We start from the raw sequence: 21,948 nt of genomic DNA on the forward strand, positions 1-21,948 counted from the left end.
GTGAAAACGCTCTTTTTTTTCAGTTATTAAAGGAAAAAATATTGATTTCTAATACTCTATAAAGTGATATCCTTATATTACAAAAGTTATTTGGCCAACTTTTGTATTTGTAATGTCATAACCTGTAAAAATGTTTGATTAGAAAACCGTCAATTCTTATTAAACAACATAAAAGCCATGATACTCTATTAAGTAGAGTATCGTGGCTTTTTGTGTTGAACCTATATAAATTAAAAAATCCTCTTTTTTTAGGCGGGCGAGAGTATCTGGCCATGCATAGAAGCGGTCAGGTCACTTTTTTACCACATACAAGGTTTAAAACAAAAGGAAAAAGCGAGTACAGCCCATGTTGTATTCTGCATAGCCGCGACTTACAAAGAAAAGCGAAAGCGGCTCGCTCAGAACAGGAGGGGGATGGAGCTTCTGACATAGAGGCGCTTTTTGCCTCGGCGGAAGACGCGAAGCCACCGACTGTTCTAGCCGCTGGAGCTGGATCATAAAGAAAAGCGGAAGCGGCTTGCTCAGAACAAAAAACGCGATCAATTTCTAATAATCATTTAGGAATTGATCGCGTTTTTCTAAATAAATAGGTTGGTAAATTAACTTCACTTGGTGTTTCCACACTTTTCAATGGTGTGCGTATCTATATTTTTATGAACAGCATTTACGTTCCTTTTCAACTTAAACGTACAAACACAGAAATATATAATCGAAAGAATAGATATACATATCCATAAATTATATACATAAGAAGTTTCCCATACACCTATAAGGGAAAGAAGAGCAGGACAAGTTAGTGTAACCCATGACTGTACAAAGGCTATTTTTCCAACATAATGATTGATGCTCTTTTTCTGTACATTAGAAATAAAAAATAAGAACCATAGAAATGCCCACATGAACCAAGTTAACGCATTAACGATATCATGAAAATGTATAATAGCTACAATCATGTAGAATAGTGCAATAATCGCTACCCAAAGAGAAAACCAGCCTAATCCATCACCCTTCAATCCTGCAATGAAAGTAACTCCTACATATAAATAAGTTAAACCAAATAAAAAAGTAGCTGCATATAAATAAACTGTCCAATTACTTTGATCAGATACTACAATTAAATAGAAAGGAATAATAATTTGTAGTACACCTACAAATAAATTAAAAACACCTGCACTCTTTTCGTCCGCTTTTCCTAGCATCACAAGGCTATTTAAAAAGAGCGCTGCACCAGAAATCAATAATCCTACATTACCCATATATATTCTTGTGAAAAACAAAACTGTTTTTCACAACGATACCTCCTCACATCATACATTCATTTTTTCATAGTTTTAACAATAAAAAGCAACTCCCCTTCTCCAATAACATGTGACAGAGGAACTGCTTGTATTTAGAAAAATTTACAACAGGCCATACATTTGAAATACATATGCCTTTTCAATTAAGCGCTTTCAAAAAAGTATGCATTAAGTTATAAAAATGATATCAATATAGTAACAGCATTTAGTGCAAAAGTAAATAATATAAAAAATCCATAAAGTGAAACTTTATATTTATTATTCTATACTCTAAAAGTTGCATTACATCTTAATATAGTCATAGAATTAGTCTGTAGTCGAAAATAGATAAAGAGCGGGTAAACTGAAGAAAAAAGAAAAAGCTAAAAAAATTTGAAAAGGAAAATGGAGAGATGAATTAAATGTTAAAGATAATCAAACATTTAAAACCATTTGTTACCTCAATCATTGCAGTTATATGTCTTTTATCCATACAAGCAGTATGTGACCTATCACTGCCAGACTACATGTCTAACATTGTGAATGTCGGTATTCAACAAAAAGGTGTCGAAAACGCAGTACCTAAGGTTATTCGTAAAAGTGAGATGGATAAACTCAAGCTCTTTATGAATGAAAATGAAAAGAAAAAAGTAGCTGACAACTATGTACTTTTAGATAAGAACAATCTTTCTAAAAGTGAGTTGAAAAATGACTTAAAAGATTATCCGCAGCTTGATAAAGAACCGCTTTATAAGCTACATACAAAGGATACAAATACAATTAACGAACTTAACGATATTTTTGGAAAACCAATGTTAATTACACAAGGAATTGAAAAAGGCGGCGCCTCCGCTTTCCCTCCGTCAGGTGATAACAAAACACCGATGAAGCTTCCGGCAAATACAGATCCTTTCGCAGTCATTGCGAAACTACCTCAAGATCAAATTGATGCAATGAAAGAAAAGGCAAATGAAAAGTTTAAAAAGATGCCAGGCAGCATGGTAACACAGTCAGCTGTTACATTTATTGAGAATGAGTATAAAACGATCGGTATCAATACAGATAAGCTTCAATCCAATTATATTCTTACTTCTGGCGGGAAAATGCTCCTTTTATCCTTAGTGAGTATGGCAGCTACCGTTATCGTAAGTTTACTTGCTGCAAAAGTAGCTGCCGGACTCGGCAGAGATCTTAGAAAGAAAGTATTTCGGAAGGTTACAAGCTTTTCGAATGCGGAGTTTGATAAATTTTCCACTGCATCTTTAATCACAAGAAGTACAAATGATATTCAGCAAGTACAAACGCTTATGGTTATGCTGCTTCGAATTGTAGTCTATGCACCGATTTTAGGCATAGGCGGCATTATTAAGGTACTTACTACAGACCTTTCAATGGGATGGATTATCGCAGTTGCGGTAATCGCGATTTTAAGCTTAGTCATTGGTTTATTCAGCATCGCGATTCCTAAGTTTAAGAGTATACAAAAGTTAGTAGATAAAATTAACTTAATCACTCGTGAATCTTTAACAGGTATGCTCGTTATTCGTGCTTTTAATAATCAAAAGCATGAAGAAAAGAAATTTGAAAAAGGAAATCAAGATTTAACAAGAACAAATTTATTTGTAAGCCGTTTAATGACATTTATGATGCCGATGATGATGTTTATCATGAATGCCGTTACTGTACTTATTATTTGGGTTGGATCACACCAAGTGGATATGGGACATATGCAAGTTGGTGATATGATGGCATTTATGCAATATACAATGCAAATCATCATGGCATTTTTAATGATTTCTATGGTATCCATTATGATTCCGCGTGCTTCTGTATCCGCACAACGCATTGCAGAAGTTCTAGATACTGACGTTTCCATTCGTGATGCAAACGAACCAAAAACATTCGCATCAGATAAGAAAGGTTATGTTGAATTTAAAGATGTTAGCTTTAGATATCCAGATGCAGAAGAAGATGTACTTTCTCATATCACCTTTACTGCAAAACCTGGAGAAACGACAGCTTTCATTGGAAGTACAGGTAGCGGGAAATCGACACTTATCAACTTAATTCCACGCTTTTACGATGTAACAAGCGGCGAAATATTAATAGATGGTACTGACATTAGAGCAGTATCTCAGAAGGAGTTAAGAGAGAAAATTGGTTATGTGCCGCAAAAGGGAGTTCTATTCTCAGGTACGATCGAAAGTAATTTGAAATACGGTAGGAAAGAAGCTGCTGAAAAAGAACTAGTAAAAGCCGCTGAAATTGCTCAAGCTATGGAGTTTATTAACGCGACACCTGAAAGCTTCCAGACAGAGATATCACAAGGTGGTACGAATGTTTCCGGTGGTCAAAAACAAAGGCTTTCTATTGCGCGTGCTCTTACTAAGAAATCAGAAATCTTCATATTTGATGATAGTTTCTCAGCTCTTGACTTTAAGACAGACGCCCTACTTCGCAGGGCTTTAAACAATGAGATTGCAGGAAGTACTGTTTTAATTGTTGCCCAAAGAATCAGTACAATTATGAATGCAGATAAGATCATCGTACTTGATGAAAGAAAAATAGTAGGAACTGGTACTCATGAGGAGCTTATGGAGAACTGTGAGGTTTATAAGCAAATTGCTTTATCACAACTTTCAAGAGAGGAGTTGTCATCATGAGCGAGCGAAAAGTAGAAACAGGAAGACAAGGTGGTCATGGCGGCGGCCATATGGGCGGCGGCATGCAAAAGATCGAGAAGGCGAAAAACTTCAAAGGAACGATGAATAAGTTACTTCAATACTTAAAGCCATATAAGTTATCAATTATAATTGTCATCATTTTCGCAATCGGTAGTGCCGCCTTTATAATCGTCGGTCCAAAAATTTTAGGGAAAGCCACAACAAAGCTTTTCGAAGGACTCGTAGACAAAGTAACGGGAGTACCTGGTGCTGCAATTGACTTTGGCTATATCGGAAACATTGTCCTGTTACTCCTTGGATTATATATAGCGAGCACTGTGTTTGCTATTATACAAGGATATATCATTTCAGGAGTAGCCCAAAAAGTATCGTATAACTTCAGAAAAGAAATTGATGAAAAAATCAACCGAATGCCGCTCAAATACTTTGATAAAACAACGCACGGAGAAGTATTATCGAGAATTACAAATGACGTAGATACTGTAAGCCAAACTTTAAACCAAAGTATGTCGCAAATCATAACATCCGTTATTACAATCATCGGTGTATTCATCATGATGTTATCAATAAGTTGGCAAATGACATTAGTGGCGCTCTTAATATTGCCAGTATCCATGATGCTCATAATGGGAGTCGTAAAACGATCACAAAAATACTTCAAATCCCAGCAAGAGTATTTAGGACATGTGAACGGTCAAGTCGAAGAAATTTATAGTGGCCACAATATTGTAAAAGCCTTTAACAAAGAAGAAGAAGAAGTGGAAAAATTCGAAAAGGTGAATGATACACTTTACCACTCGGCATGGAAGTCTCAATTTTTATCTGGAATGATGATGCCGATTATGATGTTTATCGGTAATATCGGTTACGTAGCTGTATCTATTTTAGGCGGATGGCTTGCGGTAAAGAGAACCATTGCAGTTGGAGATATTTTAGCCTTTGTTCAATACGTTAGAAATTTTACGCAACCAATCGCTCAAGTAGCTCAAATCGCGAACGTACTTCAATCAACCGCAGCAGCTGCAGAGAGAGTTTTCGAATTTTTAGAAGAAGAAGAGGAAGCGCCAGAATCAGAAAATCCAGTGAAGCTGCAAGAAGTAAACGGAGAAGTAACCTTCAAAGATGTTCAATTTGGCTATAATCCAGATAAAATCATCATAAACAATTTCTCAGCTCACATTAAACCTGGTCAAAAAGTAGCAATCGTCGGGCCAACCGGAGCAGGGAAAACAACGATCGTAAAACTATTAATGCGTTTCTATGATATAAACAGCGGTGCCATCTGCATAGATGGTCACGACATAAAAGACTTCACCCGCGAAGACCTGCGCAGCATGTTCGGCATGGTACTCCAAGACACATGGCTATTTAACGGTTCAATCATGGAAAATATCCGTTACGGCCGATTGGACGCAACCGACGAAGAAGTAATCGAAGCAGCGAAAGCAGCTCACGCTCATAGCTTCGTCAAAACATTACCAAATAGATACAACATGGAATTAAATGAAGAAGCAAGCAACGTATCTCAAGGACAAAAGCAACTACTAACAATTGCCCGCGCCCTTCTAGCGGATCCGAAAATACTCATACTCGACGAAGCAACAAGCTCAATTGACACTCGTACAGAAGTGCTCATCCAAAAAGCGATGGAAAACCTCATGGAAGGCCGAACAAGCTTTATCATTGCTCACAGATTATCAACAATACGCGATGCAGATTTAATTCTTGTCATGAAAGACGGGGATATTGTAGAACAAGGTAATCATGAAGAGTTATTGAAGGCTGGTAGTTTTTATGCTTCGCTTTATAATAGTCAGTTTGAGAATGCGGATGCTTCGTGAGATAAAATAAAAGAAGCTTTCCCAAAAGGTCGTTAAATAACGATCTTTTGGAGAAAGCTTCTTTTGTATGAATACGTTGCACTGTCATCAGAAATATGAAACAAACAATATTTCTTCTAGATAGCTGTTTTTTCCTCTATAACTGTATCTCTATTCGCTAAATTCAAGTAGAAATGCGATATTGTTATCATGTAATATGGATAGATCCAAAGATACCCAATACTAAGTGTAAAATACCCCAAAATAAACCATCCGATAAAACTTAAAGATAGTATGAATAAATCTAACTTATGTCCTTTCATCATTTCTTGACTCTTTTTAAGCGCTTCACTTGCCGTATATTCTGGATGATCTAACATGATATAGTAAGCCATAGAATAAGAGAAACATTTTATAATACCTGGAACAATTAACAATAAACTCCATAAAAATACGTATACACCCATTAATAACGCTAGCTTCATCGATCTAAATGCATTCTTTTTTCGGAATCCTTCAAATAAATCATCAATTGTAGTAGATTCTTTTTTCGCTAAACGCAATGTAACATTACAATACCCATAATATATAATGCCTAGTACAGCTATAAAAGCAAAGCATGCAATAACAAAAGTAAATGCATAAATTAAAAAGATTACCACACTTAACGTTTCTTCTTCTGTAATTGAAGCACTAGACCCTATTATTGCAGCCATCAATAAAATACTCAGTAGAAAAATTGGAAGTCCTATAATAAGCATACCAATACCGGAAATGAGGTTATACAGAAGCGATGCCCCTACTCCCAAACCCCATCTACCTTTTAATGAAGATAAGGCCGCTCTTTTTAAATCACTAATCATTTTAATCCCACCCTCCCATTTATTTGTTACCCCTTGTATGAATAACAATATTACATATAGAATAATAACATTTTTTAACAAGATTAACATTATATATATATTTATTAATATAAAAACTTTAAAAACGAACCCACCCCAAGCTAAAAATCCAAAATACACCTCCATATGAATAAAGGACTAGGTTCATTACAAACCCAGTCCCTCACACGAATTGTTCTTACTGTTTTATTTTACTGTTGTTTTACATATCTAGTTATAGCTTTTGAATTCTCATTAAATAATTGCAAATGCTTTGTGTCATAGTTTTGTACTTTGTAATCTATGTCTTTATGAACAACTTCTGCTACTACTCCATTTGCCATTTGCTTTGAGATATGTAGTTTTAACATCATATTAGACTTATCATACTCCCATGTACCTTCGATGTAGTTTGTCTTATTTGGATAATCGCCTGCGGTATATACCTCAAATGTCTTAGGGCTTCCACCTTTTAGGATGAATAACGGTTTGAATCCATCATCACGATTTACACCCCAGTTGGCAATTAACTCTGTACCATCTAGTACGTTCTTTTGAACCGCATCATAGTCTACCCCTGAACCACTACTTGTATCCTTTAGGTCTTGAGATGATACCCCTCCACCTTTTGACTTTGTTATTTCGTTTTTCATTTCTTTGTAGACTGCAACCCAGTACTTGTCACCCTCTTTGATAATCTTCTCAGCCTGTTCAATAATTTCCTTATCTGTTCTCTTATCATTTGAGTTTGACTTATCTCTTGTATGAGCGTCTTTTACCAATGCAAATGCTTTCTTATACTTTACGATTGCTTTCTCAATATCTTTTTGGGCGTCTACATATTTATTAGGTGGGTCAATTGCTTCAAACTTAGCAATTACTTTGTTTACTTCATCTATACTATCTAAGATGTCTTGATTCGTTTTCTTGCCGTCAAAGGCTTCCTTTACCGTATTACTAAACGTTGAGAATGCTTTATCAAACTCATTACCTAAGTCTACTAAATATTGAGGATAGTCTTCTGCTAAGACTCTTACTTTCTTAACATCAGATTTTGTTTCTTTAGCTTCTGCTTTAGACTCAACTTTATCTTTTGGTTTGTCTGTTGATGCACCTGTTCCGCAACCACCTAATAACATCAATGGGATTGCAAAACATAGTAGTTTATTTACTTTCATGGATACCCCTACCTTTTCTGTTTTTATTTTCCTTTCCCTTCCTCTTTATGGTACCATCCACCTTATTCACCGTCAAAACCCTCTTGCATACTTTCTGATATCCCCTCTTTAGCCCCTAATGAACTTGGACACTTAATAAGAGGACATTTATCCCGCATTAACGGGCAGTAAGACCCCCACCTCAAGATTGAGAGAGAAGCAAAGAAGATAGGTGGGAGAAAACTGCCCGTAAAAGCCCGATTGGGCGGGCTTTCCATCAGTGGGAGATGAAGAAAACCCCCACTGATGGAAGTTTCACTTTATTATGCAAAAAAGAAGCAACCTGACAAAATAAAGAGCAATTCTATGAAACAATGAGTTAAGGATAGTATGTGTCCGAGATCAGAGAATGAATCCGCTTTCATAATAAAATAGCTAACAAATATAGAGTTCATACTTGTTAACTATATAAATGCCAATTAAAAACCCGACATAAAAACCTCTTTCTTTTTAGAGGTGGACGAGAGCATCTGGCTGTGCATAGAAGCGGTCAGAGCCTTTTCTTGCCACATGCGAGGTTTCAAACAAAGGGAGCAAGAAAGTACAGGTCATGTTGTATTCTACATAGCAGCAATCTATATGTCGAAAAATCAACATGGATTCATATAATTTTAAAATAAGAATTGAACTCACTATAAGTCTTACTTCAAGCTAGACTCAAACCAACTTAAGGCAAAGAACAATAAGAAGCAAATATAAACGATGCTTATTAGTCCAAGAATCACTATGTTCATAAATTTAGATACCTTATTAAATATTTTAAGTTTTTTAAATCGTTTTACTGTCCATGATCCTAGATAGTATAGAAAAAGAAATTGGTTTAACATAAAACTAAGACTTAAAATCCCTATAGTTGTTTGAGTTAAAGGTAAAGATGTGTTTAAAGATATAATTACCCCTACACCAATCATTGTCACAATCGTAGAAATCCAAATTAACGCCGACTCGTTTACATCTTTCTTTTGAATTAGATATTTTAATACTAATGATATAATGAACGTTTGAAGAACAAAGCATAAAGTTCTAATTGCATAATCTAATACTGTTGGTAAAGTTGAACTTAACATCTTAACTTCTCCCTCTACTTTAAACTTTAGATTTGAGTCAATATTTTAGGTGCGAAATGACTCCATACTTTTTATTAACCATACAATTTTTCTAACTCAACTAAACCCTTTTTGTGATTTGATAAACCAACTGTGAAACTGTTCGGTTTCATTTCTAGTATCCCTTTGTCCTCTTTTAACTTTAAAGTGATATTGGATTTAAGGATACCCCTCTTTACACTTACTTTCTCTACTTTATCTAAATCTAAGTGAGTAATATTTTCAGTGACATTACCAGTTGCAGGACTTAACTCTATTAGTAAGATTCTCTTATTTGTGAACCCTACAAGGTAATGTTTATTTAAGCCAAGTGCACCCAAACCAAAAGCTAAGCATTGAAAGGTAGATGCCATTTTCATAACATAGAAGTAATGAACATAAGTCTCACCTTCTACCATTAGTTTATCGAATACTTTGTCTGCATTTGTATTAGTTAACATATTCTATTCCCCTTTTTTATATCAAAATAATGATTATTTTAACCTTAAATTTCTAAACTAACCATAATTAAGCACCATATCCACCTTACATTTTACAAATTTACATGTCAATTTAAACATGAAAAAAAGCACTCATTGCCTATAGAAGACAAACAAATGCTTTAAGTTCATGTGTTTTTAAATAGTATTCTGAAAAGGTTAAGTCTATGGCACTTCTTTAAAACTGATAAACAACTTCTAATACAATCTATTCCTATCAATTTCAAATAATAAATGCAATTTGATTTGGTAAATCAATATTTTTTAAATTTGCCATTCCACCACACTCTTCAACTTGCTTATATACTTTAAACATACATTTATAAAATAATGGGAAGTGTTTTTTAGGCATATCATCAAGTAAAGCATAACCTTCTTCAATCGTTAACTTATCTTTCAAAACCTTAAAACGCCATCTTTCGTACAGTTCTGGAAATTGATCACACATATCAATACTAGGACCAAAACTATAAATTGCATATTCGCTATTGTCTAGTTCTTTTGTTATTATAATCGTTGGATATCTTCCCATTTCAATTCACTCCTTAATTAAACGCTTTATCTAAAGAGATTTTAAAATGTGTATCAAGTGGACTCATGGACTCTGTATACAAAGGAGCCAACTTTTATATTTGTTCATTTCATTATGCTTCATATGCCATGCTATCAGGAAAGCCTTCATTCCTTTTCAGACATCGTACAATTCTAGTACATGCACAATCAAAATAATATTTTCTCATTGTTTCTGATTTCACTGGAGCTTGCTCTAAATCATAAAACATCCTTTCCTTTTTATTAAAATACATTTTTCCGACTTTATCGGGTGATTCAGAAGGATAGTATTGATAAACAACTATCTCTTCATCTTCAAATTCTTTAGTCATTGCTAAACATACCGCCATATATAAAGGCCTCCTTATATGTCTTTCATGTATTCCAGTATTTTCAGCTATAGCTTTGATGTTAAGTCGATTTTCTTATTCCTGCATATGTTGTTATCAAATATCCTTCTCTACGAAAAAATTCATCTACAGAAATACTACCATTTCTTGTACTGGAATTAATATAAATTGAATGATCTACTTTTGAGGCGTTTTTTATGCCTTTACTGCTTTAGCAATCATGTTGAAACTTTTACCAACTGCTGTCAAACCGGCCACCGCCACGGCTCCAGCTAAAAATTTGTCCCAATTAAACCATTCAAATCATGGAAGAGCAAAACAAACAATCTAGTGATTGAGCGTAAGATGTGCGGAAATAGGGATTAAAGAAGGAGATTATTGATGGCAATTCTAAACCACATAACGAAGTGAAAAAGGGCATATTGGTACACATATTACAACAATGTACGAATAATGGGAGGAGGGAAGAACGCCGGCTCTTATGAATCGGCTTTTCGTTTATTTATTTATTTGACTATACCCCGTATGTCATTTCTTCCAAGAATTCTCCACCACCCTTGAGGCAATTCATTATTCTACTGCATGCACAATAAAAGTAATGTTCGCTTGTTGCAACTGATTTTACCGGAACCGGATCTATTTCATGAAACATTTGCTCTTTTTTATGAAAGTACATTTTCCCAACTTTATCTGGATATTCTGACGGATAATACTGATATACAACGATTTCGTCATCTTCGAATTCTTTATTCATTGTGATATGAATTGCCATAGTTTATCTCCTTTATTTTTATTCTTTATTCATTCTCCTAATCTACTTTCATAAGTAAATCAACTGAAGGTAGAAAATAACCCAAAGAGTCTACAATGATTCTTGAGTCTAGTAGCTTATATTTCTAAAATTCACACGATAAACTCAAGGTATTCTGGAAAATCTATATTAGTCATATTTTCCATGCCACCATTTTCTTTTACGTGAACATACACCTTATGCATACATTTATATAATAAAGAAATATGTTTATCAGGCATATCATCCAGTAAGACAAATGCTTCATCAGGGTTAGTTTCATTCTTTAAGACTTTAAAATTCCATCTCCTATAACGTTGTGGATATTTCTCACAAGAATGAATATCTGGACCAAAACTGTAAATTACATTTTCTTTATCCTCATTCTCTTTGATTATTGCAATCAGTGGATATCTTCCCATTGTTCTAAACACTCCTTAATTAAAAATTTTATGACTGTGAAAATAGAAATTCAGGAAATTCATCTAAGTTTGATGCGTTTCTAACATATTTTTGCACAGCACCAACAGCTTTAAGAAAATAGTAATTTGTACCTTCACCTTTAGCCGGTTCTAATTCTACGGACCTTTTTTCTAGTTTATTAAATTGAATTTTCCCTGCTTTTTCTTCATCTTCACAAGGAAAAAAGCGATAAACAACCTCCTCTTTATTTTCATATTCTTTAAATAAGTCTACACATACTCCCATATTATTAATTTCCTTTCTAATTAATTTATTACGATATAAGTTCTCATCTGGAAAATGTCAAATTCTTCTTTGCATCGTTTTTTTATGAGCAATCATAGCATTAATTTTGCCACCCCCTTCAAATCGGGGTTCAAAAATCTCATCATGCAATAAGTCTATACTAATTGGAGGATATTCACTTAAAATCCGAACATTGCCAAGCTAATGTCAGAGGATAATCAGAATTAAAATAACCTTTACCAACCACTGCCATTCCTCTAGCTAAAAACCTGTCCTAAATAGACAATTCAAATCATAAAGAGCAAAACAAACAACCTAGTGATTTTGGGCAAGATGCGTAGAAATGTGGATTAGAGAAAGATATTATTGATGACAATTCTAAAGACAGAGGACGTATTGGTACACATGCTACAACTTGAATGGTCGTGTATTTAAGTAATGAAGAAAACCGGTTTTTCATACACTCGTTTATTTGACTATACTCCATATGTCATTTCTTCTAAAAATTCCCCACCATTTCTAATGCACATTACTATTCTAGAACATGCACAATTAAAATAATGTTTTCTTGTTCCAACTGATTCTTCTGGAACAGGTTCTATGTCATAAAACATTTCTTCTTTCTTATGAAAATACATTTTTCCAACTTTTCCTGAAGATTCTGACGGATAATACTGATATACAACGATTTCGTTATCTTCGAATTCTTTATTCATTGTGATATGAATTGCCATAATTTATCTCCTTTATTTTTATTCTTTATCTATATCAGGCATTTTTCATGGACGACCTGATTTTATAGTTGTATTATGTGAAAATCAAACATGGAAATGATGTATTACCTTCGAAATCTATCGTGCATAGGCAGTGTTCTATGTTGCTGGTACCGAAGAGAGGGGAGCGATGTTGGTTTACAAAGAAGATAAGAAGCGTTATCTGAATATCATAGAGAATACGAAATGATTGTTGCTGGACGGTATTAGTATGTATTCGTAACAAGGAGGAAGAGGAATCAGCGCTTCTATCCCTTCATTCAAAGAAGAGTTACTTTTAATGCTTCTTCAAGCATTGTATTGCAATCATTATATGTTTTCATCACTGTACCAGATGGTTTATCCAGTTCTAGATACGTACCATCAGATAAATTTTTACAAAACCATGCTATATTTGAATCTCCAAGGAAAAGATACTCTTTTTGAAATTCATTTTCATACCAAATCTCGTTCGTTTCTATAAATCCGCAAATTTGTTCATCTCTTTTTGTTTCTAGTAAAGAAGGATCAACTCCGTAAAGTACCAGTCCATCAAAATCTAAACCATTTACAGTGTTAAGAAACTCTTCGTATTCACTTGGTAAATCAACATTAAAATTCTCTTTCACACGTTCTCTCAATCTCTGAACTTCAATATCTGTTGCAGGTGTATTCAATTTACCATTGAAACTTTTTTCTATTTTTTCAATTTCTAAAATCAGATTTTTCCACATATCAAAACCTTCTTTCTCAAAAACTGCCAAATATTTATAAGATAATAATAAAACTTGAATAATAAAATTTCATCTCGTCTAATTCTCGTACTTTTCATACTATCCTAGTATAAAAACAAAACTCCATGATGGTACAAGCGTCATGAATTATGAATTTCAGGGAACCATCGTTCATGTTATCCCATACATAATTCCTTTATTTATTTTTTGTTAACTTGCCTTATGTACCTATGTCTTCCCTCATCTAGTACCACGGGCTTTATCATTCTCGTATCCAAATATAAATTAAGTAGTAAGATAGTCGTTTTATATCTTTATCACTACAGCCAATAACAATTTTATTTCCACCATGTAGACGTAATTTGTTTTAAATGAAATTCAATATATTCAATAACTTTTTTATAGTTATCAGATGTAAATTCGTGAATAGGGTTTTCCCAGTCCATGTTTTTTATAATCAAAACTAGGTAATTACCATCAGGAGAAATACCAGGATCCCAACCGAGATCCACTGTGATTGATGATTTCTCATGATAAAGCTGCAACAAACTTTCAGTAAACATAAACCAACAATCGTCATCGGGTTCCAAACTTCGTGGATCTATTTCAAAAAAATTGTTATAGTTCACTTTCCATCCTTCTGTTATTCTCAAAGGGTGAATATTTACTTCAGGCACTTCTAACTTAACATATTTTCTCATAATCATAACCTCTACTTGTTTTAATTCATAAAATCTTTAGCCGTCTCTACAAAAGATGCAAGATTTAGATTAGGAAATTTTTTTTCTAATTTTTCAAGTTCATTAATGTAGTCTTGGCTTTGCAACTTATAAGCTATATCCTCAAACACTTCACTTACATAAAGAACCTGCTCTTCATCTAATTCTTTGAGAACTTCGATTGTTTTTTGAGTATCTTCACTCAATAAGTTTATGAGCTTATTCCAACAATGCTCTATCCCAAAGCTATAGTTTGGATGGATTGACATTCTTTCACTTATTACTTCTTTCACACGATTAATTAACACTTTCTCACCGCCTATTAAATTATGATTGTTTATCAGTATCTAGAAAAATCATTGTAGGTTTTCTGTTGATTTTGATTTTGCCAACTCTAATAACCTTTTATTCTCCCCAAACTGTTGCTCCATCAGGTATTTTCACATTTTCAGGTGAATTCACAACGTGCTCATCTGCATTTTGTATACCCTCTCTTGTCCGAGGTTCGGGAACCATGATTGATTGGTACAATACCGAGCCCATCCCCAAGAAGTTTCCTAATGAAATAACTGGTCTAACTTTTTGGGTTCACTTCACAATCAAGTGCTTTAAGCTTGTAAGTTTTATATTAAAAGCATGAAAGTTTTTTGCCCAACACGATGCGTGTCTAAATCTGGTACGCCTTTTCTTTCATTCTATAACGATCCAATTCATCATTACTCATGTCTAACAAATGAATACATTCGGCATAATAATGGTTGATTACATATCTATTCTCTTCTGATTTTAAAAGTTATTATTTTCGTAAGAGTGGATTTAAGTGAACGGAATCATCAAGTACTACAATTTCTAATTTTTGTTTATGAAATATGAAGAGTCAATTTCGTAATCATTAAGATACCGACTCTTTCATAGCTATTCTTTTTGTAAATATTTTTTCACGATAAATTCAATTTTTTCTCTCGTTTTTAAATTTTCATTGGTTGTTTTTTAATAATCCTACGCACATTTATTTAACAATTATAATATATTGTTAATGACTATACTATTAGGAGGGATATATAGTGGCATGTATAAATAGAAGCTGTTTCAATATTTGTTTAGAGACAAAGCTTAATCCTAATGGTGGTGCAGAAATTACTGTAAGGTGTAATGATGATTGTTCATCTGACTTTAATGTTATACCTTTTACAGCATGTTTTAATACCACTTTAAATAATGATTTTAGTTTTTCAACTGAATTAGCTGCCCTTATAAAGAGATAAACTACTAAAATTTCTCTTTATTTGTATGAAACTGATTGATATGCCGTGCCTCTCATTCTACATGCTGAATATCTTTATATAGAAGTGTTAGAAAGGAGGCAAAAACAATGGCATGTACTGCAGATAATGTTTGTTTTGATGTATGTCTTGTAGTTACAATTACTCCTGGTGGTGGAACAACATCGTCTGTAAATTGTGACGGAACATGTGGGACAAGCCCAAGTATAGTGATTAATCCAGACGGTTCAATTACTATCACATTACCATTGGTAGCATGTTTCTCAATCACATTAAATGATGATTTAAGTGTTGTATCTTCATTAACAAGTCTTTCATTTTAAACTTCTTAAGCTTGATATTAACTCTATGATGTTGAAGTAGAAAAAGATACTCATCTGAGTGTCTTTTTCTTTTTGTATCAATAATGAATATAAATAGCTCAAACATGTGAATAGAGTTATAACATTCTATACATGTACATATTTTTGAGGGAAAATTGTTACATACATAAAGTTTTTGAGTTTAAAGGAACAGGGAAAACAATTGTTAGGAATATAAAATAACATATTATTGTTATATCTTGTCAAAACAAATGAAGGAGAGAGCATAGTCGCTCTCTCCTTCATTTTCCTACTTAAAAAAATCAAATTATAGGATATCTTTGTTTTTCCGAAGCATTTCTGCATACAAAGATACAAGATACAATACATAAATATCAGTTATATTACAGATATAAATCATATTTTGAAATAAAGTTTGATTAAAAACGCCTCACAAACCAATATTTTATGGTAAATAAAAAGAATCCATTTTATTCTCGATGAAAGCTATAGCTATGTAATACTTTCTCGTTTAGCAAATGCTTGGAGTAAATAAAGTGAAACTTCCGTCAGTGGGGGTTTTCTTTATCCCCCACTGATGGAAAGCCCGCCCAATCGGGCTTTTACGGGCAGTTATCCCCCACCTATCCTCTTTAGAAAAACGGAAGCGACTCGCCCAAAAGCGCAGGACGTTGGAGCCCGCGACAGAGAGGCGTTTTTTGCCTCGTCCGAGGGGGCGAAACGACCGGAGATTCTAGCCGCTAGAGCTGGACAATGCTTCTCTCTGAATCTTGAGGTGGGGGTCTTACTGCCCGTTAATGCGGGATAAACAATATGTAATTACTTTTCAAGAAAATATTCTTTCATATAATCTTCAACACTATTACTTTTTTCCATATCTTCTGATGACATTCTCCCTTCCCACTTCGTACCTTCTTTGTAGGTCAAGTTAATATTGAATTGTTTGTTATGTAGTTCTTCTTTCACCCAAGTGGCTACTTTGGTTAAATCCTGGATTAAATTCGGGTTGTTTTTATATTGCAACATACCATCATTAAAATCTAAGGTTACATTATACTCTGGACAGTCCCCATTTTTTGTATATGAACAAGTGATTTCTTTGAATATAAATCTTTCATTTTGAATTTCTTTTATTTTGTCATGAACTTGTGTTTGAATTAAATATGTCCAGTAATCTCTTGATGCGTTTTTCATTGCTAGTAGCAGATCCTCTTTCGTTGGATTTTTTTGTATTTTTTTATAATAAAATATAGTATGCTCACCTGTATTGTCTTTTAGATTAAGCTCTGTTATTTTTTTATTATTCCTTTGAATGAGTTGTAATAAAGCAAAGAAGCGATCTAATTCTGTCGATTCAAATTGACTATAATCGATTTTGTTATTCATTTTTAAAGTTAGTAGCAAATTATTGTTTAGGTATTCTTCAATATGCTCAGTTATATATTGAATAGTATTTTCCTCTTCAAATTTCGAGAATCCTAACTTTTCGATTTCTTTCAGAGTTGGTTTGAATTTCTTATATGCTTCATATGCATTTTTACCATCTTTGTATTCATCACCTATTATTGTAGAATAAAATACACCATCTACTTCCACTCGGAATTGAATGTTTTTATTATCTTTTACTTGAACAGTATGATATACATGTCCCATATTCCCTGAATGTATTTCTTCCCAATCTGTTACAATAACATCAATCCCATATTTTTCTTTAAAGTATGTTTTTACCTCTTTTTCATTTTCATAGTTACAACCACTCAAAAATAAGAAACATACCACTAACAACATTACATTTTTCATTCTTTTCATATAACCCCTTATACTCCTTCCTTACGTAAGAAATGATTCCTGGTTGTACAGCAAATTCAAAGCCACCTTTTCCCTAGTCCTATACTCTAACATACTGAAATCATTCAAGTTCCTGGCTTAATCATGAAACGTCCCATTTATTTTTCAAGATAATTCAAATTGTATTTCGTATTATAAATACCTATTTAGATTTAGTTACACAATAAAAACCAGAAAATTCATCGAATTCTCTTTCGACAAAATCTGGTTTTTCAATTAAAGCTACATACTTAATAGGCTAGATATTACACTTTTGAACTTTTAACTGGAATATTTAATTTCACTTTACGACTCGTTATATAGACTCCCATTAGTATAAAAGTTAATCCAATGATTAATCTCCAAGTTATATTTTCATTTAGAAGAATATATCCCCAGAAAATAGCTGATACCGGTACCAAATATGTAGATATGGAAGCAAAGTCTGGACTTCCTTTTTGGATCAAGTAAAAGTAAAGTAAATAAGCTATACCTGATCCAAATACACCTATTCCAATTAATGCTCCTATATGATGCCATGATATTTTAGTTAAAATTTGAATTGGTTCTTCTAAGAATAAGACTATAAAACCACTACATATACTACCGACCAATAATGTACCTAAAGAAATTTGAAACATTGATATTTCTTTAAGATAACGTTTTGTTATGTGCGTTGCTAAGCCGTAGCAAAACGTTGCTGTCAACATCGCGGCAAAATTTAATGAATTTACTGAAAAAAAATTAGATAGATGTACATCTGAGAGTATCAAAATACCTATAAATCCGATACATAAACCTATAAGTTGGTTACGATTAGAACGTACACCGAATAATAAAACCCCTAAAATCATTGTCCATAATGGTTGGGTTGCGTTTAACACAGAAGCTAAGTTACTAGTCAATTTTTGCTCGCTAAAACAAATAAGTGTCCATGGGATTAAAGTATTTAGTATTCCTACAGCAAATAAAGGTATAAAAGGAATTTTTCCTTTAAAAGATTTTCGGAAAAATGGTATAAGTACAATAAGTGTTATAGCTCCAAAAGTTGCACGTAAAAATGCTACAACTAAAGGACTGAAATCTACAATTAAAACCTTGAAAAAATAAAAAGATCCTCCCCAAATCAAGCTTAGTATAATGAGTGCAAAGTATAATTTACGAGACATTATTTCTCTCCTCTATATTTTTTGATATTAATAGCTTTTTATCTATATGTATTTAGATATATTTTACATAAAATACAATATAATACCAAGAAAAAGAACCGCCATTACTATATTGCGGTTCTTTTTAATCGTCATGATTTTATATTACAACTATTTTTTTATTTGTTTAAAGGGTTCCATGATCATTGCCATCAAGTTAAGAGATTTAATGTTCTCCAAAACAAAAAAGGAGATGGACCTTTATAAAATATAGTCTCTCTCTAAACAATGACGTTTAAGAGCCCACTTCATATCTTCAATTTGTTCTTTGCTACGGATGGGTTGGACATCAATAAGATGTGGTTTTTTGTTTATGGATTTTAGACCTCTTTATGTATAGTGTTTTGAATGTATACTTTTGTTGTTAATTTTGAGGATATCAGGGGATTTGTTGTGAAGTCAATGATTAAAGGAGATTCGAATGTAAACAAATAGTTGAAAGTTTACATTCGAGAAAAGTAAAAAAAGGGCCCTATTAATTTCGTACTCTTCTTCATTTTAGGGTAATTTTGAATTTTTAAGTTGATGGGGATGTGGCGATCCCTTTTATATAAAAAATCGCTTTAACCTCTTGTAAGTAATCAATGGGTTAAATTGAGATACATTTAATTTGGCATTATAAACTGTATTTTATTTCCAACACCTATATATTGTTGTAACAGAGTTGGTCTTCTTTTATGTGAAATATTCTAATTTTGCATTGGGAAAGAACTTCTCCATATAAGAATAAAGATAATTTTTTATATCTTCTTCTTCTTCTTTTTGATAAATGTATTTTCCAATTCCGTATTTTCCCCATTTATATCTTCTTTTCTCTTCATCTAATTCCAATTTTGTCATTGGGTAATTTTTTTCAATCACTCTCTTAGCAGGCTTTGTAAAACGATGTTGAATAAATTCAAACGTCATATCATCACGTGCATCAGAGGGTAATTCAGCATCAAGACGCTCAAACATCTGATAGTACCCATCTTGCCAACCTTCATGAAGATAAATAGGAGCAACAATGAATCCGAGAGGATATCCTGCTCTTGCTACTTTTCCAGCTGCCTCAATCCTTTTAGCTAGGGGAGAAGTTCCTGGCTCAAAATTTTTAATAACATAATCAGCGTTTACACTAAATCGAAATCTTGTTTTTCCGTTATGTTTTGCATCAAGCAAATGATCTACATGATGAAATTTTGTAACAAACCTCAATTTTCCGTACTCGGATTCTCCGAAATGCTCAATTGCGCGTTTGAGAGTATGAGTCAAATGATCAATTCCTACAATATCGGATGTACAGGAGGCCTCAAACCTTGTCAGTTCAGGTGCGCGTTCCTCTATATATTTGTCAGCAGCTTCTAGGATTTCATCAACATTTACATAGGTACGGATATATGGCTTACTTCCCATCGTTGTTTGTAAATAGCAATAATGACAATGGCCCATACAGCCTGTTGCAAACGGAATAGCATACTCTGCTGAAGGTTTTGAGGTATCAAATTTTAATGTTTTTCTAACGCCAACGACAAGAGTAGATTTTGCTACCCGATACTTTTGAAAATCGTTTTCTCCTGGGAGATCTCTCACTTGATTATGAGAAGTAGTATGCCGAATTTCAACATCCATTTTTGCAAATTTTTCATGAAGCTCTCTCCCTAATGGATAATCCAATGCTTTGGGTTCAAAGTATACAAGTTTAGGCATGAATGGATTATTCATTCTAGCACCTCCTCTGAAGTATCCTCATAATAGTAGTTGTAGGCTTGGTTTGCCTCTTCTTCTGTAGAATAAACGGCCATTTCAGGTGAAAGTGGATAATAAGTTTCATAAAGAAACAATGCTAATTCATTAGGAGTATTAGGGTTATTTACAACAGCTGCGGCTTGTATATTTGCTACATCCTGAGTGTGGGGATTGCGATAAAAAACATAGACAATATCTCCAGCACGATAAGTTTTGCTTTCGTTAGACAATTCCATTCCATCACCTTTTCTTTTTATAAAATTTACTGCATAAAGTTATTCATTAATAAAATTTTCCCTTTAGGGTTTAGAATTATGTCATCTTTATTATGGAAAAATTAAATTTGTAGAAGATAATATTTTTAGGTAATTAATACTATTACTTCTTATAAGGGATAATCACAGGGTTCTTGTTCTAGTCCGTCATAACATTCACAAAAAATCGATTGTTGATTGCCAAAAGCACTGATTTTTGTAACAGAATTTGATTTTTCCATGCATGTTACATATATAGAAAAATTTCTCCACACTTATCTATGACTTGATTTTTATAGCGATACAACATTGCATATATTATGTTGCAAATAAATTTATTAATTGGAAGTATTGCTAGACAGTTCCTAACAGGAGCAATTTTTACTTATATCAAAGCTAAATAATATGATTTAGCTTTAATTAATAGCTAATACATTAAGCTGGTTTTAAAGTAAATGCTGCTGACATAGCAGTTGAAGCAGCTACATATGGATGGCAATGTAGAAACAAGTGGCAATAGTAATCTATCAATGCCCTCTAAAATAATAAAAGATCAATTTCAAATTTTGAACTTGATCTTTTATTATTTGTTTTTCAAAATTTTATTAAGTTTTTTTTGATAATATTTTTGATAACTGTCTTTACTCATTTTTTTTATATTAAATCTACCAATCGTTTGTCTTATTTTCAAATCATGTATTATAAGATAAGCATTCTTTTCATCTTTGGATAAATTTTTAAACCATTCATATTTCTTCAATTCATTTATATTCCTAACTATATCCTCTTCACTTGGTTTAAAAAAAGGCAAATATATAAAAAGATTAAGTGTATCTAATAAAAGCCACATATCTATTTCAACTCCTTATAAATTTTTTTGAAAATACTTTCTTTAATATCACTCCATATCTATTAATCTATTCTACAAAAAGGAAAAAAAACCTATTAAATTCCAAATTATGTTTATTTAAATAAAGTGAAACTTCCATCAGTAGAGAGTTTTTTCATCTCCCACTGATGGTTAGCCCGTCCAATCAGGCTTTTACCCCAATTAGAGGAGTATGATATATTTGAAAAAACACCGATATACTTGCGACCAAGTAAAAAAGCGCCCTATAAACAGGGCGCTTCACTTTTAATTAATGACTAATATTAGCACTCGGGTATAATGTTGTTCCTCCAATTGAAACTTTCATTTCATTTGTTAATGGAACATTTTGTTCATTAATAATTGTTCTCCACCATTCCCATGCAAG

General features: G+C 33.0%; 25 protein-coding genes and 1 pseudogene. 5 read left to right on the forward strand and 21 right to left on the reverse strand.

Annotation, left to right across the window (positions count from 1 at the left end; all coding sequences use genetic code 11):
• Positions 1 to 272 precede the first annotated feature (272 nt).
• Positions 273 to 500, forward strand: a complete 228-nt coding sequence (locus ACIGHG_RS03210; RefSeq protein ID WP_396547143.1) for a hypothetical protein — start codon at positions 273 to 275, stop codon at positions 498 to 500.
• Positions 501 to 605: 105 nt separating this feature from the next.
• Here the strand turns inward: ACIGHG_RS03210 and ACIGHG_RS03215 are convergent, their stop codons facing one another.
• Positions 606 to 1,256: an AmiS/UreI family transporter gene (locus tag ACIGHG_RS03215; protein ID WP_396547145.1), complete on the reverse strand. Its 651-nt coding sequence runs from the start codon at positions 1,254 to 1,256 to the stop codon at positions 606 to 608.
• Between the two features lie 443 nt (positions 1,257 to 1,699).
• On the opposite strand from ACIGHG_RS03215, the gene ACIGHG_RS03220 reads away from it, so the two are divergent.
• Both ACIGHG_RS03220 and ACIGHG_RS03225 read left to right on the forward strand, forming a co-directional pair.
• The gene (locus ACIGHG_RS03220) at positions 1,700 to 3,940 is read left to right on the forward strand and encodes an ABC transporter ATP-binding protein (protein ID WP_396547147.1); all 2,241 of its coding nucleotides are present in this window, start codon (positions 1,700 to 1,702) and stop codon (positions 3,938 to 3,940) included.
• Positions 3,937 to 5,802, forward strand: coding sequence for an ABC transporter ATP-binding protein (locus ACIGHG_RS03225; RefSeq protein ID WP_396547149.1), 1,866 nt, complete (start codon positions 3,937 to 3,939; stop codon positions 5,800 to 5,802). Before ACIGHG_RS03220 ends, ACIGHG_RS03225 begins: the two co-directional genes overlap by 4 nt.
• A gap of 116 nt (positions 5,803 to 5,918) precedes the next feature.
• Here the strand turns inward: ACIGHG_RS03225 and ACIGHG_RS03230 are convergent, their stop codons facing one another.
• The 13 genes from ACIGHG_RS03230 to ACIGHG_RS03290 form a co-directional block, all read right to left on the reverse strand.
• Positions 5,919 to 6,644: a DUF975 family protein gene (locus ACIGHG_RS03230; protein WP_396547151.1), complete on the reverse strand. Its 726-nt coding sequence runs from the start codon at positions 6,642 to 6,644 to the stop codon at positions 5,919 to 5,921.
• A 230-nt stretch (positions 6,645 to 6,874) separates the two neighbouring features.
• Positions 6,875 to 7,801, reverse strand: coding sequence for a DUF7018 domain-containing (lipo)protein (locus ACIGHG_RS03235; protein ID WP_396547207.1), 927 nt, complete (start codon positions 7,799 to 7,801; stop codon positions 6,875 to 6,877).
• 1,219 nt (positions 7,802 to 9,020) lie between these two features.
• Positions 9,021 to 9,425: a PH domain-containing protein gene (locus ACIGHG_RS03240; RefSeq protein ID WP_336472351.1), complete on the reverse strand. Its 405-nt coding sequence runs from the start codon at positions 9,423 to 9,425 to the stop codon at positions 9,021 to 9,023.
• A gap of 262 nt (positions 9,426 to 9,687) precedes the next feature.
• Complete coding sequence (locus tag ACIGHG_RS03245) at positions 9,688 to 9,996, reverse strand: hypothetical protein (protein ID WP_396547153.1); 309 nt, start codon at positions 9,994 to 9,996, stop codon at positions 9,688 to 9,690.
• A 112-nt stretch (positions 9,997 to 10,108) separates the two neighbouring features.
• Positions 10,109 to 10,366, reverse strand: a complete 258-nt coding sequence (locus ACIGHG_RS03250; RefSeq protein WP_090918291.1) for a hypothetical protein — start codon at positions 10,364 to 10,366, stop codon at positions 10,109 to 10,111.
• Between the two features lie 514 nt (positions 10,367 to 10,880).
• Entirely contained in the window at positions 10,881 to 11,138 is a 258-nt protein-coding gene (locus tag ACIGHG_RS03255; RefSeq protein WP_396547155.1) for a hypothetical protein, read from the reverse strand.
• Positions 11,139 to 11,269: 131 nt separating this feature from the next.
• A complete protein-coding gene (locus ACIGHG_RS03260) occupies positions 11,270 to 11,578 on the reverse strand; it encodes a hypothetical protein (RefSeq protein WP_336472355.1) in 309 nt (102 codons plus the stop codon).
• Positions 11,579 to 11,606: 28 nt separating this feature from the next.
• A complete protein-coding gene (locus ACIGHG_RS03265; RefSeq protein WP_396547157.1) occupies positions 11,607 to 11,864 on the reverse strand; it encodes a hypothetical protein in 258 nt (85 codons plus the stop codon).
• 476 nt (positions 11,865 to 12,340) lie between these two features.
• The gene (locus ACIGHG_RS03270) at positions 12,341 to 12,598 is read right to left on the reverse strand and encodes a hypothetical protein (protein ID WP_336472357.1); all 258 of its coding nucleotides are present in this window, start codon (positions 12,596 to 12,598) and stop codon (positions 12,341 to 12,343) included.
• Between the two features lie 299 nt (positions 12,599 to 12,897).
• The gene (locus tag ACIGHG_RS03275; RefSeq protein ID WP_336472358.1) at positions 12,898 to 13,350 is read right to left on the reverse strand and encodes a YrhA family protein; all 453 of its coding nucleotides are present in this window, start codon (positions 13,348 to 13,350) and stop codon (positions 12,898 to 12,900) included.
• Positions 13,351 to 13,688: 338 nt separating this feature from the next.
• On the reverse strand, positions 13,689 to 14,051 hold the full coding sequence (locus ACIGHG_RS03280) for a hypothetical protein (RefSeq protein WP_336472359.1): 363 nt from the start codon (positions 14,049 to 14,051) through the stop codon (positions 13,689 to 13,691).
• A gap of 20 nt (positions 14,052 to 14,071) precedes the next feature.
• Positions 14,072 to 14,377, reverse strand: a complete 306-nt coding sequence (locus ACIGHG_RS03285) for a hypothetical protein (protein WP_336472360.1) — start codon at positions 14,375 to 14,377, stop codon at positions 14,072 to 14,074.
• A 97-nt stretch (positions 14,378 to 14,474) separates the two neighbouring features.
• Positions 14,475 to 14,600, reverse strand: a complete 126-nt coding sequence (locus ACIGHG_RS03290) for a hypothetical protein (RefSeq protein WP_336472361.1) — start codon at positions 14,598 to 14,600, stop codon at positions 14,475 to 14,477.
• A gap of 533 nt (positions 14,601 to 15,133) precedes the next feature.
• Between ACIGHG_RS03290 and ACIGHG_RS03295 the strand changes: the two genes are divergently transcribed.
• Together ACIGHG_RS03295 and ACIGHG_RS03300 are read left to right on the forward strand one after the other, a co-directional pair.
• Positions 15,134 to 15,334: a hypothetical protein gene (locus tag ACIGHG_RS03295; RefSeq protein ID WP_090918281.1), complete on the forward strand. Its 201-nt coding sequence runs from the start codon at positions 15,134 to 15,136 to the stop codon at positions 15,332 to 15,334.
• A gap of 107 nt (positions 15,335 to 15,441) precedes the next feature.
• Entirely contained in the window at positions 15,442 to 15,675 is a 234-nt protein-coding gene (locus tag ACIGHG_RS03300; protein ID WP_336472362.1) for a hypothetical protein, read from the forward strand.
• 819 nt (positions 15,676 to 16,494) lie between these two features.
• Here the strand turns inward: ACIGHG_RS03300 and ACIGHG_RS03305 are convergent.
• The 7 genes and pseudogenes from ACIGHG_RS03305 to ACIGHG_RS03335 form a co-directional block, all read right to left on the reverse strand.
• A complete protein-coding gene (locus ACIGHG_RS03305; protein ID WP_336472363.1) occupies positions 16,495 to 17,484 on the reverse strand; it encodes a hypothetical protein in 990 nt (329 codons plus the stop codon).
• A 284-nt stretch (positions 17,485 to 17,768) separates the two neighbouring features.
• A complete protein-coding gene (locus tag ACIGHG_RS03310; protein ID WP_336472364.1) occupies positions 17,769 to 18,671 on the reverse strand; it encodes a DMT family transporter in 903 nt (300 codons plus the stop codon).
• Between the two features lie 243 nt (positions 18,672 to 18,914).
• Positions 18,915 to 19,025, reverse strand: a pseudogene (locus tag ACIGHG_RS03315) (tyrosine-type recombinase/integrase); the annotation flags it as partial.
• A 360-nt stretch (positions 19,026 to 19,385) separates the two neighbouring features.
• On the reverse strand, positions 19,386 to 20,414 hold the full coding sequence (gene splB, locus ACIGHG_RS03320; RefSeq protein WP_336472365.1) for a spore photoproduct lyase: 1,029 nt from the start codon (positions 20,412 to 20,414) through the stop codon (positions 19,386 to 19,388).
• Positions 20,411 to 20,674 (reverse strand): transcriptional regulator SplA domain-containing protein, encoded by a 264-nt coding sequence (locus ACIGHG_RS03325; protein ID WP_336472366.1) that lies wholly within the window; start codon positions 20,672 to 20,674, stop codon positions 20,411 to 20,413. The genes splB and ACIGHG_RS03325 overlap by 4 nt, the downstream gene beginning before the upstream one ends.
• A 601-nt stretch (positions 20,675 to 21,275) precedes the next feature.
• The gene (locus ACIGHG_RS03330) at positions 21,276 to 21,542 is read right to left on the reverse strand and encodes a hypothetical protein (protein ID WP_336472367.1); all 267 of its coding nucleotides are present in this window, start codon (positions 21,540 to 21,542) and stop codon (positions 21,276 to 21,278) included.
• 289 nt (positions 21,543 to 21,831) lie between these two features.
• The coding region (locus ACIGHG_RS03335) for a thiol-activated cytolysin C-terminal domain-containing protein (protein WP_144569611.1) at positions 21,832 to 21,948 on the reverse strand (117 nt) is incomplete at its 5' end.

It is taken from the genome of Bacillus sp. NPDC077411 (genome assembly GCF_044543425.1).
Taxonomy (GTDB): Bacteria; Bacillota; Bacilli; order Bacillales; family Bacillaceae_G; genus Bacillus_A; species Bacillus_A bruguierae.